A 16,659-nucleotide genomic window follows, 5' to 3' on the forward strand; every position below is an offset into this window, starting at 1 on the left:
GGCGCCATATGACACCCTTGCACCGAGCCTGTCAAAACGACGGCGCGCCCAGCGCCGCGGACCCGCCCCCTTGCACCCCGTGCCCCGCATGCCCACCTGCTCCCCATGGCCCCGCACCCCTGCATCCCCGCCGACAAGCACGATCTCCCCGCCGTCCGGCGCGCCGCGGCCCTCCCCGCGCAGGAGCTTGTCCCGCTCCTGCCCGCGCTGCTCGAATGGGTGCAGGATGCCAACTGGCCCGTGGCCCGACCGGTCGCCGCCCTGCTCGCCAGCACCGGCGAGCCCCTCCTGCCCCACCTCGAAACCGTGTTTGCAGGTGAAGATTCCGTCTGGAAATACTGGATCATCGACCTGGTGGTTCCCGCCCTCTCCCCCGAGGTGCGTGCCCCGCTCCATAGCCGCCTCACCCAACTGGCCGACTCACCCGCCCCCGGCGATCGCGCCGAAGAGGTCCACCTCGTCGCCCGGCAGGCGCTCGACACCGCCGCCCGCCCCTGATGCTGCTGAAACTCCGCCCCCCAGCGCGGCGATCCCGCCGCCCGCAACCGCGCCAAACCATGGCCCACAGACACGCCCGGGCCTTCCCGGCCTGAGCCCAGCGCCACCGCGCCCTCCCCCGCCACAGGCCCGCCGCAACCCATGTCGCACCCGGCCAAATTTCCGCCAACTGCGACCACTTGCACATTGCCGATCCCGAACACCTTCCCTAAAAGCGGGAAAAGAAGGGAGAGCCGGGCCGTGCTGTGCGCAGTGCTGGCCCATGTCTCGACCGCTCGGACAACCTACGCAAGCCGGGAGGCAGCACCTATGGCGGACGCCACCGTTCACGGTCACGACCACGAGGACAACCGGTCCTTTTTCACCCGCTGGTTCATGTCGACGAACCACAAGGATATCGGCATCCTCTACCTCTTCACCGCAGCGGCGGTAGGCTTCGTTTCCGTCGCCTTCACCGTCTTCATGCGGATGGAGCTGATGGAGCCGGGCGTCCAGTTCATGTGCATGGAAGGCACCCGGATGTTCGGGGGCGAGGATTGCACCCCCAACGGCCACCTCTGGAACGTGCTGGTCACCGCCCACGGCATCCTGATGATGTTCTTCGTGGTGATCCCGGCGCTCTTCGGCGGCTTCGGCAACTACCTGATGCCGCTCCAGATCGGCGCGCCCGACATGGCGTTCCCGCGGATGAACAACCTCTCCTACTGGCTCTACGTCGCAGGCACCGGCCTCGCGATTGCCTCGGTGCTCTCGCCCGGCGGCAACGGCGAGACCGGCTCGGGTGTGGGCTGGGTGCTCTACCCGCCGCTCTCGGTGCGTGAGGGCGGCTACTCGATGGATCTCGCGATCTTCGCCGTGCACGTCTCGGGCGCCAGCTCGATCCTCGGCGCGATCAACATGATCACCACCTTCCTGAACATGCGTGCCCCCGGCATGACCCTGTTCAAGGTGCCGCTGTTCAGCTGGTCGATCTTCGTCACCGCATGGCTGATCCTTCTGGCCCTGCCCGTGCTGGCCGGCGCCATCACCATGCTGCTGACCGACCGGAACTTCGGAACCACCTTCTTCGACCCCGCAGGCGGCGGCGATCCGATCCTCTACCAGCACATCCTGTGGTTCTTCGGACACCCCGAGGTCTACATCATCATCCTGCCGGGCTTCGGCATCATCTCCCACGTCATCGCCACCTTCTCGCGCAAGCCGGTCTTCGGCTACCTGCCGATGGTCTGGGCGCTGATCGGCATCGGGGTGCTCGGCTTCGTCGTCTGGGCGCACCACATGTACACCGTGGGGATGAGCCTGTCGCAGCAGAGCTACTTCATGCTGGCAACCATGGTGATCGCGGTGCCCACAGGCATCAAGATCTTCTCCTGGATCGCGACGATGTGGGGCGGCTCGATCGAGTTCAAGACGCCGATGCTCTGGGCCTTCGGCTTCCTGTTCCTCTTCACCGTGGGCGGCGTCACCGGCGTTGTGCTCTCGCAGGCCGGCATCGACCGGGCGTATCATGACACCTACTACGTCGTGGCGCACTTCCACTACGTGATGAGCCTTGGCGCGATCTTCTGCATCTTCGCGGGGATCTACTTCTACTTCCCCAAGTTCACCGGCAAGATGTATCCCGAATGGGCCGGCAAGCTGCACTTCTGGGCGATGTTCATCGGCGCCAACCTGACCTTCTTCCCCCAGCACTTCCTGGGCCGTCAGGGCATGCCGCGCCGCTACATCGACTACCCCGAGGCCTTTGCCTACTATAACCACATCTCCTCGATGGGCGCGTTCCTGTCCTTTGCCAGCTTCCTGTTCTTCATCGTGGTGATCTTCTGGGCCATGAAGTACGGCAAGCCCTCGCCCGCGGCCAACCCGTGGAACGAGCACGCCGACACGCTGGAGTGGACCCTCCCCTCCCCGCCCCCGGAGCACACCTTCGAGATCCTCCCCAAGCAGGAGGAGTGGGACAAGGTGCCTCACCACTGAGGCCCGCCACCAGAGACCAGATCAAGGGGCGCGTCTTCACCGACGCGCCCCTTTTCCATTCCGGCCCTGCCAGGATGCCCGCGCCCAGATGACCCTGCTGACCATTCTGATGATCGCACCGCTCGCCGCGCTGCTCCTGCTGCGCCGCCGCCCGCTCGCCCTGCCGCTGGCACTGGCGGCGGGCTGGGCGCTGATCGCCCTGATCGCGGCCTTGTCCCCACCCTGGCCCGTTTCGGTGACCGGCACCGACCGCGCCTATCACGACACCTATTACGTCGTGGCCCACAGCCACTACCTGCTCACCTCGGCCCTGATCCTCGGCGGCACCGCCCTCGCCTTGCTGCTGGTGCGGGCCGCCGGAGCGCTGACCCTGCCGCGCTGGAGCGCCGCTGCCCTCGGCCTCGCCCAGACCGGCGCCTGCCTGACGATCCTGCCCACCTTTTCCCTGCACGCCGCCGGGGCGCCCCGCCGCTACATCGACACCCCGGACAGCATCGCCATGGTGAACTGGCTCTCCAAGCTGGGCGGGCTGCTCACCTTCACCGGCCTCCTGTGCCGCGCCGCGCTGCTCCTCGCCGGCATCGCCCTCCGGCTCCGCGCGCGGCGCAGGGGATGATGCCGCCCGCACCACTGCGACGAGCCGCCGCGCCGCGCGGCACGCGCCCCGGGTGCAGCCCCCTCGCCCCCGCAGCGCCGCAGGGATAAACTCGCCCCCATGCCCTACCAATGGCAAACCCCGCCCCCTCCGGGCACCCGCAGCAGGCTCACCGCCTGGCCGTTCCGCTCGCTGCCCAAGGTGGGCTTCGTCTGGTTCATCGCCGCCACCGCCGCCCTGCTGCTCCTGCCCCTGCTCCCGGCGCTCGGCACCCCGGTGCTCTGGGGCCTTCTGCCCTTCCTGCTCGGCGCGCTCTGGCTGCTCTACGCGCTCCTGCAACGCAGCTATCGCGACGGCGAGATCCTCGAAGAACTCACCCTCACCGACACCCGCCTCACCCTCACCCGCCACAACCCCCGCGGCCCCGCCCAGAGCTGGGAGGAAAACCCCCACTGGGTCCGCGTCACCCTGCACCGCACCGGCGGGCCGGTGCCCAACTACATCACCCTCTCCGGCAAGGGCCGGGAGGTTGAAATCGGCGCGTTTCTCAGCGAAGACGAACGCATGGCACTGCACCAAGACCTCACCGCCCTCCTGCCGCTGCGCGACTGACGGCACCGATGGCCCAAGCCCCCGCAGCTCCGAAATGGAAGCGCGCCGCGCTGCGTGCCGCCGCCGCGCTCTCGCCGGCGCTGGCCACCGCACTCGGCCCCGCACCCTCCGAGGCGGCCGCGCTCTCGCGCCGGGGGAGCCTGTCGCAGGCGCCGCTCTCACCGGAGGTGGTGTTCCTGATTCCGCTGGTGGGCCGGCATCACGTGGGCGACTGGCAGGCCGTCGAGGCGCGCCTGCACGAAACCCTCGCCAGCTTCGCAGCCCAGAGCGATCCGGGCTGGCGGGCTCTGATCTGCGGGCAGGATGCCCCCGAGCTGCCCGCCGCGCTGAAGCAAGACACGCGCATCACCTTCCTGCCCTTCACCGATACGGTCGAAGGCAACGACAAATGGCACAAGCTCGCCGCGCTGTGCCACGCCCTGCCCACGCAGGGGCCGCAGGACGGCTATGCCATGCCCTTCGATGCCGATGACCTGCTGGCCGCAGGCGCGGTGGAGGAAATGCGCCGCCGCCGCAGCCCCGGCGGCTATCTCGTCGAGAGCGGCTGGCTGCTCGATGCAGGCTCGGGCCGCTTTGCCCGCGCCACCCGCCGCAGCCTCGCGGAACCGGGGCAAAAGCCGTTCTGGAAGCTCTGCGGCTCCTGCGCCGCCTTCCGCTGCACCCGCGATCCCGGCGATGCGGCCTTCATCGCCGCCGCCACCGCGCATGAACACCGGATGTTTCCCTACCTCGCCGCCCTCGCCGGGCGCCCGCTCGCGCCGCTGCACCAGCCCGCCGCGCTCTATATCCTGAACCACGGCGAGAATTTCGGGGCGCGCCGCGGGCGCGTCTCGTTCAAGGCACGCTTCGTGGAGCGCTTCGCGGTGGATGAAGAGGCAGAGGCGCGGATCAGGGCCGTGTTCCCGACGCTCGGCGCCTGAGGCAAGGCAACAGCCCCACCGCCCTCGGGCACGCGCCTGTCACGCCACACCCGTTCCCCGCCGTTAAGATCTGTCGAAAATAATCGGGCCGGCTCGCTGCGCACCGCCTCCCGGTGGCGCGCAGCCGCCAATCAGCCCAGCCGCGCCTTCACCATCGGGCCGACGGCGCCAAAGTCCATCTGGCCGGTGTAGCGCTCTTTCAGCAGGCCCATCACCCGGCCCATGTCGCGGATGCTCTCGGCCCCCGCCTGCGCGATCGCTTCGGAAACGGCGGCCTCGGCCTCGTCTTCCGAGAGCTGCTGGGGCAGGAATTCCTCGATCACCTTCACCTCGGTCAGCTCGCGCTCGGCGAGGTCGAGGCGGCCGCCCTCCTCGTAGGCGCGGGCGCTTTCCTGGCGCTGCTTCACCATCTTGCCCAGAATGCCGAGCACCTCGGCATCGGTGACACCGGCCTCCCCGGCCCCGTCCTGGCCCCTTGCGGCAATGTCCTTGTCCTTGATCGCGGCGTTGATGAGACGCAGCGTCGAGAGGCGCGCGGCCTCCTTGGCTTTCATGGCCTCTTTCAGCGCCGTCGCGACGCGGGTGCGGATATCCATGCGGTCGAAGTCCCTGGTTGCGCCCGTCGCTATGCAGTTTTGCACAGGCTGCGGGCCAGACAAGGGCGCACCCTACGCCGCGCTGCCGCATGGGGCAAGCACGGCAAGCGGCGACGTGACGGAAACAGCACGTTTCACCCGCCGCCACCCATGGCCCGAAACCGCCCCGACTGCGGGTTGACGCCCTGCCCCAGCCGCCCTAGGAACAGGCGGATTTGCCGTCCGCCCAAAGGAGTCGCGCCGATGCCCAGCCAGCCCAAGCCCACCGCCTGCCTCGCTCTTGCCGATGGCACATTGTTCTACGGACAAGGCTTCGGGGCCAGCGGCGTGCGCACCGCCGAGCTCTGCTTCAACACCGCGATGACCGGCTACCAGGAGATCATGACAGACCCCTCCTACGCGGGCCAGATCGTCACCTTCACCTTCCCCCATGTCGGCAACGTCGGCGTGAACCCGGACGATGACGAAACCGCCGATCCGGTGGCCGAGGGCATGGTGGTCAAGTGGGACCCGACCGAGCCCTCCAACTGGCGCGCCGTCGAGCAGTTGCAGGACTGGCTCGAAAAGCGCGGCCGCATCGGCATCGGCGGGCTCGACACCCGGCGGCTCACCCGCGCCATCCGCCAGCAGGGCGCGCCCCATGTGGCCCTCGCCCACGACCCCGACGGGAACTTCGACATCGAGGCCCTCGTCGCCTCCGCCCGCAGCTTTTCCGGCCTTGAAGGGCTGGATCTGGCCAAGGGCGTCACCTGCGCCCAGAGCTACCGCTGGGACGAGATGCGCTGGGCCTGGCCCGATGGCTTCGCCAAGCGCGAGGGGCCGGGGCACAAGGTGGTGGCCATCGACTACGGCGCCAAGCGCAACATCCTGCGCTGCCTTGCGTCTGCGGGCTGCGACGTGACGGTTCTGCCGGCCTCCGCCACCGCCGAAGAGGTCATGGCCCACGGGCCGGACGGCGTGTTCCTGTCCAACGGCCCCGGCGATCCGGCGGCGACCGGTGAGTATGCGGTGCCGATGATCAAGGGCGTGCTCGAGGCCGACATCCCGGTCTTCGGCATCTGCCTCGGCCACCAGATGCTGGCGCTGGCGCTCGGCGCCAAGACCATCAAGATGAACCACGGCCACCACGGCGCCAACCACCCGGTGAAGGATCTGACCACCGGCAAGGTCGAGATCACCTCGATGAACCACGGCTTCACGGTCGACAGCCAGACCCTCCCCGCCGGCGTGGAAGAAACCCACGTCTCGCTCTTCGACGGTTCCAACTGCGGCATCTCGGTGGCCGACAGGCCGGTGTTCTCGGTGCAATACCACCCCGAAGCCAGCCCCGGCCCGCAAGACAGCTTCTACCTCTTCGAGCGCTTCGCGGCGGCCATGGCGGCAGCCAAGGAGAAGGTGGCGGGCTGAGGGGCGCTTTTTCGGCGGCGGTCTTAACCCTTCCTTAACCAAACGGGCGCAATTGTGGCAACGTGGAGGCTGCTGGGCCTTCACGCCTGCCGTGGGGGTGGTCTGCCATGCCGTCCCCATGCCACCGGGGAAGGAATCGCTCACCATGAGCCCGCAGCCCAAGCGCCGCGCGGCTGGAGAGGCGCCGTCGTCTGCCGACGGTGTCCTGCAGCTTGTCACACCCAAACGCTCCGTCGAGGAGGACCGCCCGAGGCTGGGCACCATCCTCGTCGAGATGGGGGCAATCGACCCGCCCGCGCTGCTCCGGGCGCTGGCGATGCAGGCCCGCGAGGATGCGCGGCTGGGCGATATCCTCCTCGCCCACGGCCAGATCACCCCCGACCAGCTCATGGCCGCCCTCGCCAAACAATGGCGCGCCCGCGTGATCGACACCGCCTTCGAGCCGCCCGACCCGCGGCTCGTCGATCTCTACAGCCCCGAACGCTGCCTGCGCGAGGCCATCCTGCCCTGGCGGCGGCTCGGCTCCTTCACCGTGGTCGTCACCTCCCGCCCGCAGCTCTTTGCCCGCCACCAGGAGGCGCTGACAGAGATCTTCGGGCCGGTGGTCATGGCGCTGGCGCAGGAGAGCGAGATCAACATGGCGGTGCAGCAGATCCGGGCCAAGGCCTTGGTAAAGCTGGCAGAAACCCGCGTCGATGCGCCACTGAGCTGCCGTGACCTCATCACGAGGCGCCGGCAGCGTGTGATGCTGGCCACCTGCCTCCTGCTCGCCCTCGCCGTGCTCGCCGCCCCCCGCGCCGCGCTCGCCCTGCTCACCGGCTGGGCGATGCTGACGCTGGTGCTGCAAATGGCGCTGAAGGCCAGCGCCACCGTTCATGCCTGGCGCGCGCTGCGGGCCGAGGCCCGCACCCGCCGCGCCGAGGCCGAGGCCGTCACCCGCAAGGCCCTCGCCCTCCGCCCCGCCGCCCCGCTCATCACCCCCGCCTCCACCCTCCCCGCCTTCCAGAGCCGCCCGGGCGAAACCGCCATCGCCCGGCTCCCGGTCGTTTCGGTCATGGTGCCGCTGTTCCACGAGGAGCATATCGCCAGCCACCTCATCGAGCGGCTTTCGCGGCTGACCTATCCCAAGGAGCTGCTCGATGTCTGCCTGGTGATGGAGGCCGCCGACGACACCACCCGCCTCACCCTCTCGCGCACCCCGCTGCCGCCTTGGGTCCGGGTCATCACCGTGCCGCGCGGGGCGGTGCAGACCAAGCCGCGGGCGCTGAACTATGCGCTCGAATTCTGCCGCGGCTCGATCATCGGGGTCTGGGACGCCGAGGATGCGCCCGAGCCCGAGCAGATCCACAAGGTCGTCGCCCGCTTTCACGAGCGCCCCCCCGAGGTCGCCTGTCTGCAGGGCGCGCTCGACTTCTACAATGCCGGGACCAACTGGCTATCGCGTTGTTTTGCCATCGAATATGCAAGCTGGTTCCGGGTCGTTCTGCCCGGCCTCGCCCGGCTCGGCTGGGCCATTCCGCTCGGCGGCACCACGCTGTTCTTCCGCCGCGACGCGCTGGAGCGGATCGGCGGTTGGGATGCCCACAACGTCACCGAAGACGCCGACCTCGGCATGCGGCTGGTGCGGCTCGGCTATCGCACCGAGCTGGTCGAAAGCACCACCTACGAGGAGGCCAACTGCCGCGCCCTGCCCTGGGTCAAGCAACGCTCGCGCTGGCTCAAGGGCTATGCGCTCACATGGGCGGTGCACATGCGCCGCCCCGTCCGGCTCTGGCGCGACCTCGGGGCCTGGCGCTTTGCCGGCTTCCAGCTGCTGTTTCTCGGCGCCCTCAGCCAGTTCATCCTCGCGCCCCTGCTCTGGAGCTTCTGGCTGGTGGCCTTCGGCCTCTGGCACCCGCTCACCCCCTGGCTGCCGGTCTGGGCCATCTGGATGGTCGCGGCCACCTTCTTCGCCTCCGAGCTGGTCAACATCGCCACCGGCCTCACCGGCACCTGGCTGGCGGGGCACCGGCGGCTCCTCAAATGGGTGCCCAGCCTGCATCTCTACTTCCCGCTCGGAGCGCTGGCCTCCTACAAGGCGCTCTGGGAAATCGTCACCAAGCCGTTCTACTGGGACAAGACCACCCACGGCTTCCACGACGAGTCCGACGATCTGGCCCCCATCATCGTGGTCGAGCCCCGGCCCCCAAGGGCAAAGCCCCCCGCGCCCGTCAGTCCCGGGCCGCATCCAGCTTGAGCCGCTGCTCGAAGGCGGCCGAGATATGCCGCCGCAGCGCCTCGCCCGCACCGGCCTCGTCGCGCGCGGCCAGCGCATCGACAATCGCCTGATGCTCCGCCAGCGCCTCCGCGCCCCGGCCCTCCGCCGCCAGCGAGGTGGTCGCCAAAAGCGCCATCGAGCGATGCACGAGGTCCAGCTGCTGGATCAGAAAGCGGTTGTGGCTGGCCAGGTGGATCTGCCGATGAAACCGCCGGTTCGACCGGCTGAGCGCGCTCGGGTCGTCCACCCGCGCGCGGTCGTCCTGCACCATCTGGCCCAGCACCTTCACCTCTTCCGCCGTGGCATGGCGCGCCGCCAGCCGGGCCGCCAGCCCCTCCAGCTCCGAGCGCACGATATACAGCTCCGCCAGCTCGTTGTGGTCCAGCGACGCCACGATCAGGCTGCGCCCGTCGCGCACCAGAAGCCCTTGCGTTTCAAGCCGTTGCAGCGCCTCGCGGATCGGCGTGCGCGACACGCCGAAGCGCTCGGCCAGCTCGCTCTCCACCAGCCGGTCGCCGGGTTTGTAGACCCCGAGGTCGATCGCTTCGAGGATCAGCCCGTAGGCATCCCGCTGCGGGGGCCGCGCTGTTGGCATTGGTGCTCCTCCTGGCTTCGTCCGGCGAGCCTATGCGCCCCGCCTGCCCCAAGGCAACCCGCCCTTGCGCCGCACCCGCGCCGCTTCTAGCTTCCGCGCCATGAACCATGCTCCCGATTTTGCCCACGTCACCGCCTGGGTCTTCGATCTCGACAACACGCTCTACCCGCCCGAGGCCCGGCTCTTCGACCAGATCGAGGTTCGGATGACCGCCTGGGTCATGGAGGCCCTCGGCATCGAGCGCGAGGCCGCCGACGCGCTGCGCTCCCGGTATTGGGCCGATTACGGCACCACCCTCGCCGGGCTGATGGAGGTGCACGGGCTCGATCCGGCGCCCTATCTCACCCATGTCCACGACATTTCGCTCGACCATCTCGAGGCCGACGACGCCCTCGCCGCCGCCATCAAGGCGCTGCCCGGCACCCGCTTCGTCTATACCAACGGCTCGCGCCCCTATGCCGAGCGGGTGATCGCGGCCCGCGGCCTTTCGGGTCTGTTCGATGATGTCTTCGGCGTCGAGCATGCCGGCTTCCGCCCCAAGCCCGAGCGCGCCGCCTTCGAAACCGTCTTTGCCCGCGCCGGGCTCGACCCGACCCGCGCCGCCATGTTCGAGGACGACCCCCGCAACCTCGCCGCGCCCCATGCCATGGGCATGCGCACCGTGCATGTCGCGCCCGAGCCCCAGCCCGCGCCGCACATCCATCACCACACCAGCAATCTCGCCGCCTTCCTCTCCGGCCTCTGATCTTGCAGCTTTGCCCGCGCCCGATGGGTTAACCTCTCGTCGTCTTGCAAAAATGCCGTATGCACAGGGTGTGTACGGGATGTGTACAGCTTGTGCCTGTGACATTTCTGCGGTTAACGCCGATTTCGCCGCCCCGTACCGGCATTTTCGCAAAGCCCCGCCTGCGCCGATCCGCCCTCTTGGCAATTGGCCCCGCAGCGCCCTAAATCCCCGTCATGACACGGGAAACCACCGATATCCTCATCGCGGGCGCCGGCATCGCCGGCCTCACCGCCGCCGCCTGTTTCGGGCAGGCCGGATACAGCGTCACCCTCGCCGCGCCGCGGCCGCCCAGCCGCGATAAAACCGAGGGGGATCAACGCTCTACCGCCTTCCTCGACCCGGCCACCGCGCTGTTTTCGCAAGCCGGCCTCTGGGATGCCCTCGCCCCCCACGCCCAGCCCCTGCAAGAGCTGCACATCACCGATACCACCGGCTGGCCCCCCAAGATCCGCGACACCCGCGCCTTCCGCTCCGAGGCCCCCGGCACGCCCCCGCTGGCGCAGAACCTGATGAACTGGCGCATCGCGGACGTGCTGCTCAACGCACTGGAATCATTGCCGAATGTTACGCTCCACTGGGGCGCCGGCTTCGCCTCCATGGTCACCCGCGAGCGCGAGGCCCTGCTGCGCCTGACTGATGGCACCTCGCTGCGCGCCCGCCTCGTGATCGGAGCCGACGGGCGCAGCTCGACGGTGCGCGAAGCCGCTGGAATCGAAGCAGAAATCTCCCGCTTTGGGCAAAAGGCCCTCGCCTTCACCGTCACCCACCCGGAGCCGCACAGCAACATCTCCACCGAGGTCTACAACCAGGGCGGCCCCTTCACCCTCATCCCCCTGCCCGACAGCGCCGGCCAGGCCCAATCCGCCGTCGTCTGGATGACCCCGGGGCCCGAGACCCTTCGCCTGCAAGCCCTTGACGACGCCGCATTTTCCGCCAAGGCCAGCACCCGTTCCGCCGGTCTGCTCGGCCCGCTCACCCTTGCCAGCCGCCGCGCCCTCTTCCCGATCATCACCCTGCGCGCCAAGGCTCTCACCGCCCAGCGCACCGCCCTCATCGCCGAGGCCGCCCATGTGATTCCGCCCATCGGCGCGCAGGGGCTCAACACCTCGCTGAACGATCTCGCCGCTCTCCTCGGCAGCGCCACGCCGGACACCCTCGGGTCTCGGCAACATCTTGATGCTTATGAAAAATCCCGTGCCCGCGACGTGGCGGCGCGGGTGGCGGCGATCGGGTTCTACAACCGCCTCACCCGCTCCGGGCTGCCGCCGCTGCAATCGCTGCGGCTCTCCGGCCTCAAGGTGGTGGCCGATCTGCCGCCCCTGCGCCGTGCGGTGATGCGCGCGGGCATGGGCGGTTAACCGGGCCTTAGGATCTAGGCGATAACCTTGTCGAGTACCCGCTCGAGCCGTCCGAGCGTTGCCTCAACATCCGCCAGCTTGTCGAGCCCGAAGAGCCCGATGCGGAAACTCTTGTAATCTGCGCCCTCGTCCACCATCAGCGGCACCCCGGCGGCAATCTGCACGCCCTCGGCGGCAAAGGCGCGACCGGTCTGCAACTCCGGGTCGTCGGTATAAACCACCACCACACCCGGCGCGCCAAATCCTTCTGCGGCCACGCTTTTCAGCCCCTTGGCGGCAAGCATGGCCCGCGCCCCGTCTCCCAGCGCCTGCTGGGCGGCCTTCACCGTGTCGAAACCCTTCGCCTCGGTCTCCTTCAGCGCGTCGCGGAAGACCCGCAGCGCATCGGTCGGCATGGTCGCATGGTAGGCATGACCGCCAGCGTCGTAGCTCTGCATGATCGCCAGCCACTTGCCGAGGTCGCAGGCAAAACTGTCGCTCTTGCTCTCCGCCACCTTCTCCTCGGCCCGCGCCGAAAGCATCACCAGTCCGGCCGAGGGCGGCGCCGACCAGCCCTTCTGCGGCGCCGAGATCAGCACATCCACGCCCGTCGCTTCCATATCGACCCAAATGCAGCCCGAGGCGATGCAGTCGAGCACCATCAGCCCGCCAACCTCATGAACTGCCTTGGAAATTTCTGCAATGTAGGCGTCCGGCAGGATCATCCCGCTCGCGGTTTCTACATGCGGCGCGAAGACCAGCGCCGGGGCCTCGGCCTTGATCCGGGCCACCACCTCCTCCACCGGCGCGGGGGCAAACGGCGCGGTGGCATCGTTCCCCGCCCGCCGGGCCTTCATCACGATCTCTTCCGAGGGGATCTCTCCGGCAGAAAAAATCTGGCTCCAGCGGTAGGAAAAGAACCCGTTGCGCACCACAAGCACCGTCTCGTCCCGCGCCAGCTGCCGCGCCACGGCCTCCATCGCATAGGTGCCCCCGCCGGGCACCACGGCCACCGCCTGCGCCTTGTAGCAGGCTTTCAGGCCGGATGAGATGTCGCGCATAACGCCCTGAAAAGCCTTGCTCATATGGTTCAGTGAGCGGTCGGTGAACACCACCGAAAACTCTAGCAGCCCGTCCGGGTCGATATCTCCGCGCAGCGCCGTCATGGGGCGATCCTCCGTGTTGGTCGGCACATAGCTAGCCCCGCCGGGCGGCAAAGCAAAGCCCGGCTAGCCGCCGATCGGCCCCGGACGGCGCTCTTCGGTGAGCAGCACATTGGCCTCCACGTTGCCCACGCCGGGCAGCGCCATGATCCGGCGGCGCAGCACACGCTCAAAGTCGGCTAGGTCGCGCGCCGTCACCCGCAGGCGGTAATCATAGAGGCCAAGCACGTGCTCCACCGTCTGCACCTCGGGGATCGCCGCCACCGCGCGCTCGAAATCATCCAACGATATCCGCCCCTTGGTCGCCAGCTTCACGCCCAGAAACACCGTCACCCCGAAGCCCAACTTCTCGGCATCGAGCTGCAACCGCCGCCCCGAGATCGCCCCCGCCTCGGTCAGCCGCTTGATCCGTCGCCAGGCCGCCGGTTGCGACAGCCCCAGCCGCCGCCCCACCGCGCCGGCCGACTGGCGGCCATCCGCCTGCAAGGACGCAAGAATTTCCCAGTCCAGCTCATCCAGCGCGAAACTCATTTCCACCTCCTGCATGCACCGACCACGCTTGGGGGGAACTTCGCGTCAATTTGAATGGGTTCTGCGCAAGCCTCATACCGGCAGCGCCTCCTGCACCTTGATCCGGCTCACATGCATCAGCGCCTCGATGTCGGCGATATGAGGCAGCGCCATGATCTTCTCCCGATACACCGCCGTCCAATGCCCCATGTCCCGCGCGATGACCTCGAGGCGCACGTCGACCCTGCCGAGAAAGGTCTGGATTTCAGTCACTTCCCGCACCTCGCGCGCGGCATTAAGAAAATCGTCAAAGGCGCGTGGCAAAGTCTTGTCCAGCGTGACCCGGAGCGAGACGCGCAGCGCAAACCCCAGCGCCTCCCAGTCGATCACCGCCACCTGCCCGCCTATCACCCCCTCGCGCTCCATCCGCTCCACCCGCCGCCAGGCCTGCTGGGCGGAGAGGCCGACACGTTCGGCCAGTTCGGCCGCCTTGAGGCTCGGCTCGGCCTGAAGGTGGCGCAGGATGCGGCGGTCGTGATCGTCGAGCATGATTTTCTCAATCTTCCGGAGTATCAAGAATGATTATTTCACCCAACGCGCAAAAAACGTCAACTCCAACTCTCCCCCACCCGGGCATCCCTCGCTACAACCCGCCTCAACGAAACCACTCCCGGAGGGACCGACATGCGCGTTTATTATGACCGCGATTGCGACATCAACCTGATCAAAGACAAGAAAGTGGCCATTCTCGGCTATGGTTCGCAGGGCCACGCCCATGCGCTCAACCTGCGCGACTCGGGCGCCAAGAACCTTGTCGTCGCCCTGCGCGAAGGCTCCCCCTCCGCCAAGAAGGCCGAAGGCGAGGGCCTCAAGGTCATGGGCATCGCCGAAGCCGCCGCATGGTGCGACCTGCTGATGTTCACCATGCCCGACGAGCTTCAGGCCGAGACCTGGAACAAATACGTCAAGGACAACATCAAGCCCGGCTCCGCCATCGCCTTTGCCCACGGCCTCAACGTGCACTTCGGCCTGATCGAAGCCCCCGCTGGCGTCGACGTCATCATGATGGCCCCCAAGGGCCCCGGCCACACCGTGCGCGGCGAGTACACCAAGGGCGGCGGCGTGCCCTGCCTCGTGGCGGTGCACAACGACGCCTCCGGCAAGGCGCTGGAAATCGGCCTTTCCTATTGCTCCGCCATCGGCGGCGGCCGCTCGGGCATCATCGAGACCAACTTCCGCGAAGAGTGCGAAACCGACCTCTTCGGTGAGCAGGTCGTGCTCTGCGGCGGCCTGGTCGAGCTGATCCGCATGGGCTTCGAAACCCTCGTCGAAGCCGGTTACGCCCCCGAGATGGCCTACTTCGAGTGCCTCCACGAGGTGAAGCTGATCGTCGACCTCATCTACGAGGGCGGCATTGCCAACATGAACTACTCGATCTCCAACACCGCCGAGTATGGCGAGTATGTCAGCGGCCCGCGCATCCTGCCCTACGAGGAGACCAAGAAGCGCATGAAAGAGGTGCTGACCGACATCCAGAAGGGTGTGTTCGTGCGCGACTTCATGCAGGAAAACGCCGTTGGCCAGCCCAACTTCAAGGCTACCCGCCGCATCAACGACGAGCACCAGATCGAAGAAGTGGGCGAGAAGCTGCGCGGCATGATGCCCTGGATCTCCGCCGGCAAGATGGTGGACAAAGAGCGCAACTAAAACGGTGCCCTCACTGGCATACCCAAAATCGAGCAACCCCGGCCATCGCGCCGGGGTTGTGTTTTCCGGAAGGCCCCATGAACGTGCAAGCCCCTGAAATCACGGCCCGAAGCTGGGCGATGATTGCGGCCCTCGGTGTGATCTGGGGCGGCACCTTCATGGTGCAGAGCCTTGCCTTGCAAACCACGGCGCCCTTCTGGGTTGCCGCCGCGCGGGTCAGTTTCGCGGCGCTTCTCACGGCGCTGGTCTGGGCCATGAGGGGCGGCCGCATGTTCACCACCACCGTCACCGACTGGCCCCGCCTCACCGTCGTTGCCCTGCTCTCCTCGGCCATCCCCTTCATGTGCCTGAGCTGGGGCCAGCAATACGTGCCCTCAGCCTTCGCCGGGGTTTCCATGGCCAGCGTCACGCTCTTCATCCTGCCGCTCGCCCACCTGTTCCTGCCCGGCGAACGGATGACCCTGCGCCGCACGGCGGGCTTTCTGCTGGGCTTCGCCGGTGTCGCTGCACTGATCGGGCCGGAGGCACTTTCGGCCACCGGCGCAACAAACGAAGGCTGGGGCCGCGCGGCCTGCCTCGCGGCGGCCTGCTGCTATGCCGTCTCCTCGATCATGATGCGCCGCCTGCCCCCGATCGACCCCATCGGCCTCACCTTCGCCACCGTGGCCATCGGCGCGCTCTTTGTCATCCCCGTGGCCACTCTCGTCCACGGCGCGCCGTCCAACCCGGGCACGCAGGGCCTGCTGATGCTCGCCCTGCTCGGCCTTGTGCCCACCGCCGGGGCCAACCTGTTGCGCATCCTCGTGATCCGCTCTGCAGGTCCGGTGTTCATGAGCCTCACCAACTACCTCGTCCCGCTCTGCGCAATCCTGTTCGGCTGGCTGATCCTGTCCGAAGACCTGCCCGGCTCGCTCTTCCTCGGCATGGCGCTGATCCTCTCGGGTGTGTTCCTCAGCCAATGGGGCGCCCTCAACCGCCTGTTCCGCCGCCAGTGAGCGGATGCGCACAGATGGCGGGGCCGGGCCGCGCATTGATATAATGTAACACCGCCCCCATCTGCCCCTCATGACCAACCTTCATGTGAGCACCAGAGAGGGCCTGCCGACAGAGATGCAGACCCTCCTTCGGGACACCCCGCGCGATTCCTGGCCGGGGCACCCGAACTTCGCCGCCTCCATCGCCAACTGGATGGGGGCTCACCAGATGTTTCGCGACCTCGCCCGCGTCACGCGGGAGGATACCGAGGCCTTCCTCGACCGCGACCTCGAAGACAGCGCCTTCACCCGCTCCCTCGCCCGCTACGGCGACCGGCTGGTGCGCAACCTCCACGGCCACCACGCCTGGGAGGACCGGCGGTTCTTTCCCGAGCTGAACGCGGCGGACGACCGTTTCGAGGCCGGGCTGGAGATGCTGGAAAGCGACCACGTCGAGATGGATGCGCTGCTGGAGCGGTTCACCCGCAAGGGCAACCGCATCATCCAGCTGGCCCATCTCGACCCGCCGCAAATGGCGGAAGAGGCCCGCGGCTTCCATGATGAGGCCGTGGCGGCAGAGGCCTTCCTCGCCCGTCACCTGACCGATGAGGAAGACCTCGTGGTGCCGATCCTCCTGCACCACAAGCTGCGCGGATAGCCGATCGGGCCTGCCCTCCGGGGCGGGCCCGAAATTTGGTGACGCAAGGTCAAGTTCACTCTACCC

Annotated in this window: 17 protein-coding genes; 12 read left to right on the top strand and 5 right to left on the bottom strand. The window is 68.0% G+C overall.

All coding sequences use genetic code 11. From position 1 onward, the window contains the following. Positions 1-105: 105 nt before the first annotated feature. The 5 genes from GTH22_RS08325 to GTH22_RS08345 all read left to right on the top strand — a co-directional run bounded on the left by GTH22_RS08325 (position 106) and on the right by GTH22_RS08345 (position 4,602). Positions 106-498, top strand: coding sequence for a DUF5071 domain-containing protein (locus GTH22_RS08325; protein ID WP_252944682.1), 393 nt, complete (start codon positions 106-108; stop codon positions 496-498). Positions 499-807: 309 nt separating this feature from the next. Then, the gene (gene ctaD / locus GTH22_RS08330; protein ID WP_252944684.1) at positions 808-2,475 is read left to right on the top strand and encodes a cytochrome c oxidase subunit I; all 1,668 of its coding nucleotides are present in this window, start codon (positions 808-810) and stop codon (positions 2,473-2,475) included. Between the two features lie 88 nt (positions 2,476-2,563). Then, on the top strand, positions 2,564-3,091 hold the full coding sequence (locus tag GTH22_RS08335) for a cbb3-type cytochrome c oxidase subunit I (protein WP_252944687.1): 528 nt from the start codon (positions 2,564-2,566) through the stop codon (positions 3,089-3,091). 99 nt (positions 3,092-3,190) lie between these two features. Further along, positions 3,191-3,682, top strand: coding sequence for a DUF2244 domain-containing protein (locus GTH22_RS08340; RefSeq protein WP_252944689.1), 492 nt, complete (start codon positions 3,191-3,193; stop codon positions 3,680-3,682). Positions 3,683-3,690: 8 nt separating this feature from the next. Then, the gene (locus GTH22_RS08345) at positions 3,691-4,602 is read left to right on the top strand and encodes a hypothetical protein (protein ID WP_252944691.1); all 912 of its coding nucleotides are present in this window, start codon (positions 3,691-3,693) and stop codon (positions 4,600-4,602) included. A gap of 131 nt (positions 4,603-4,733) precedes the next feature. Here GTH22_RS08345 and GTH22_RS08350 read toward each other — a convergent pair whose 3' ends face one another. After that, positions 4,734-5,198 carry a GatB/YqeY domain-containing protein gene (locus GTH22_RS08350; protein WP_252944693.1) on the bottom strand — a complete coding sequence of 155 codons (465 nt, stop codon included), beginning with the start codon at positions 5,196-5,198 and terminating at the stop codon, positions 4,734-4,736. Positions 5,199-5,441: 243 nt separating this feature from the next. Between GTH22_RS08350 and carA the strand changes: the two genes are divergently transcribed. Together carA and GTH22_RS08360 are read left to right on the top strand one after the other, a co-directional pair. Continuing rightward, a complete protein-coding gene (gene carA, locus GTH22_RS08355; protein WP_252944695.1) occupies positions 5,442-6,605 on the top strand; it encodes a glutamine-hydrolyzing carbamoyl-phosphate synthase small subunit in 1,164 nt (387 codons plus the stop codon). A gap of 145 nt (positions 6,606-6,750) precedes the next feature. Continuing rightward, on the top strand, positions 6,751-8,841 hold the full coding sequence (locus GTH22_RS08360; protein ID WP_252944697.1) for a glycosyltransferase family 2 protein: 2,091 nt from the start codon (positions 6,751-6,753) through the stop codon (positions 8,839-8,841). Here the strand turns inward: GTH22_RS08360 and GTH22_RS08365 are convergent. Continuing rightward, positions 8,816-9,457 carry a GntR family transcriptional regulator gene (locus GTH22_RS08365; protein WP_252944698.1) on the bottom strand — a complete coding sequence of 214 codons (642 nt, stop codon included), beginning with the start codon at positions 9,455-9,457 and terminating at the stop codon, positions 8,816-8,818. The two genes, GTH22_RS08360 and GTH22_RS08365, sit on opposite strands and share 26 nt — an antisense overlap. A gap of 100 nt (positions 9,458-9,557) precedes the next feature. On the opposite strand from GTH22_RS08365, the gene GTH22_RS08370 reads away from it, so the two are divergent. Both GTH22_RS08370 and GTH22_RS08375 read left to right on the top strand, forming a co-directional pair. Continuing rightward, positions 9,558-10,202 (top strand): pyrimidine 5'-nucleotidase, encoded by a 645-nt coding sequence (locus tag GTH22_RS08370; protein WP_252944699.1) that lies wholly within the window; start codon positions 9,558-9,560, stop codon positions 10,200-10,202. Between the two features lie 215 nt (positions 10,203-10,417). Continuing rightward, the gene (locus GTH22_RS08375; RefSeq protein WP_252944700.1) at positions 10,418-11,602 is read left to right on the top strand and encodes an FAD-dependent monooxygenase; all 1,185 of its coding nucleotides are present in this window, start codon (positions 10,418-10,420) and stop codon (positions 11,600-11,602) included. Between the two features lie 14 nt (positions 11,603-11,616). Here GTH22_RS08375 and GTH22_RS08380 read toward each other — a convergent pair whose 3' ends face one another. From GTH22_RS08380 to GTH22_RS08390, 3 genes are all read right to left on the bottom strand, one after another. Continuing rightward, the gene (locus GTH22_RS08380) at positions 11,617-12,747 is read right to left on the bottom strand and encodes an aminotransferase class V-fold PLP-dependent enzyme (RefSeq protein WP_252944701.1); all 1,131 of its coding nucleotides are present in this window, start codon (positions 12,745-12,747) and stop codon (positions 11,617-11,619) included. A 63-nt stretch (positions 12,748-12,810) separates the two neighbouring features. After that, positions 12,811-13,275, bottom strand: a complete 465-nt coding sequence (locus tag GTH22_RS08385; protein WP_252944702.1) for an Lrp/AsnC family transcriptional regulator — start codon at positions 13,273-13,275, stop codon at positions 12,811-12,813. A gap of 72 nt (positions 13,276-13,347) precedes the next feature. Next, on the bottom strand, positions 13,348-13,803 hold the full coding sequence (locus tag GTH22_RS08390) for an Lrp/AsnC family transcriptional regulator (RefSeq protein ID WP_252944703.1): 456 nt from the start codon (positions 13,801-13,803) through the stop codon (positions 13,348-13,350). A 135-nt stretch (positions 13,804-13,938) separates the two neighbouring features. On the opposite strand from GTH22_RS08390, the gene ilvC reads away from it, so the two are divergent. The 3 genes from ilvC to GTH22_RS08405 all read left to right on the top strand — a co-directional run bounded on the left by ilvC (position 13,939) and on the right by GTH22_RS08405 (position 16,593). Continuing rightward, positions 13,939-14,961: a ketol-acid reductoisomerase gene (gene ilvC / locus GTH22_RS08395; RefSeq protein WP_252944704.1), complete on the top strand. Its 1,023-nt coding sequence runs from the start codon at positions 13,939-13,941 to the stop codon at positions 14,959-14,961. 77 nt (positions 14,962-15,038) lie between these two features. Beyond that, the gene (locus GTH22_RS08400) at positions 15,039-15,956 is read left to right on the top strand and encodes a DMT family transporter (RefSeq protein WP_252944705.1); all 918 of its coding nucleotides are present in this window, start codon (positions 15,039-15,041) and stop codon (positions 15,954-15,956) included. Between the two features lie 70 nt (positions 15,957-16,026). Then, positions 16,027-16,593, top strand: a complete 567-nt coding sequence (locus GTH22_RS08405) for a hemerythrin domain-containing protein (protein WP_252944706.1) — start codon at positions 16,027-16,029, stop codon at positions 16,591-16,593. Positions 16,594-16,659 lie beyond the last annotated feature (66 nt).

The organism is Oceanicola sp. 502str15 (assembly GCF_024105635.1).
Taxonomy (GTDB): Bacteria; Pseudomonadota; Alphaproteobacteria; order Rhodobacterales; family Rhodobacteraceae; genus Vannielia.

Coding starts and splice junctions, on each gene's coding strand:
- GTH22_RS08365 (WP_252944698.1), bottom strand. CDS start 9,457: ATGCCAACAGCGCGGCCCCCGCAGCGGGATGCCTACGGGCTGATCCTC.
- GTH22_RS08345 (WP_252944691.1), top strand. CDS start 3,691: ATGGCCCAAGCCCCCGCAGCTCCGAAATGGAAGCGCGCCGCGCTGCGT.
- GTH22_RS08405 (WP_252944706.1), top strand. CDS start 16,027: ATGACCAACCTTCATGTGAGCACCAGAGAGGGCCTGCCGACAGAGATG.
- ctaD (WP_252944684.1), top strand. CDS start 808: ATGGCGGACGCCACCGTTCACGGTCACGACCACGAGGACAACCGGTCC.
- carA (WP_252944695.1), top strand. CDS start 5,442: ATGCCCAGCCAGCCCAAGCCCACCGCCTGCCTCGCTCTTGCCGATGGC.
- ilvC (WP_252944704.1), top strand. CDS start 13,939: ATGCGCGTTTATTATGACCGCGATTGCGACATCAACCTGATCAAAGAC.
- GTH22_RS08375 (WP_252944700.1), top strand. CDS start 10,418: ATGACACGGGAAACCACCGATATCCTCATCGCGGGCGCCGGCATCGCC.
- GTH22_RS08390 (WP_252944703.1), bottom strand. CDS start 13,803: ATGCTCGACGATCACGACCGCCGCATCCTGCGCCACCTTCAGGCCGAG.
- GTH22_RS08335 (WP_252944687.1), top strand. CDS start 2,564: ATGACCCTGCTGACCATTCTGATGATCGCACCGCTCGCCGCGCTGCTC.
- GTH22_RS08400 (WP_252944705.1), top strand. CDS start 15,039: ATGAACGTGCAAGCCCCTGAAATCACGGCCCGAAGCTGGGCGATGATT.
- GTH22_RS08385 (WP_252944702.1), bottom strand. CDS start 13,275: ATGAGTTTCGCGCTGGATGAGCTGGACTGGGAAATTCTTGCGTCCTTG.
- GTH22_RS08350 (WP_252944693.1), bottom strand. CDS start 5,198: ATGGATATCCGCACCCGCGTCGCGACGGCGCTGAAAGAGGCCATGAAA.
- GTH22_RS08380 (WP_252944701.1), bottom strand. CDS start 12,747: ATGACGGCGCTGCGCGGAGATATCGACCCGGACGGGCTGCTAGAGTTT.
- GTH22_RS08325 (WP_252944682.1), top strand. CDS start 106: ATGGCCCCGCACCCCTGCATCCCCGCCGACAAGCACGATCTCCCCGCC.
- GTH22_RS08340 (WP_252944689.1), top strand. CDS start 3,191: ATGCCCTACCAATGGCAAACCCCGCCCCCTCCGGGCACCCGCAGCAGG.
- GTH22_RS08370 (WP_252944699.1), top strand. CDS start 9,558: ATGAACCATGCTCCCGATTTTGCCCACGTCACCGCCTGGGTCTTCGAT.
- GTH22_RS08360 (WP_252944697.1), top strand. CDS start 6,751: ATGAGCCCGCAGCCCAAGCGCCGCGCGGCTGGAGAGGCGCCGTCGTCT.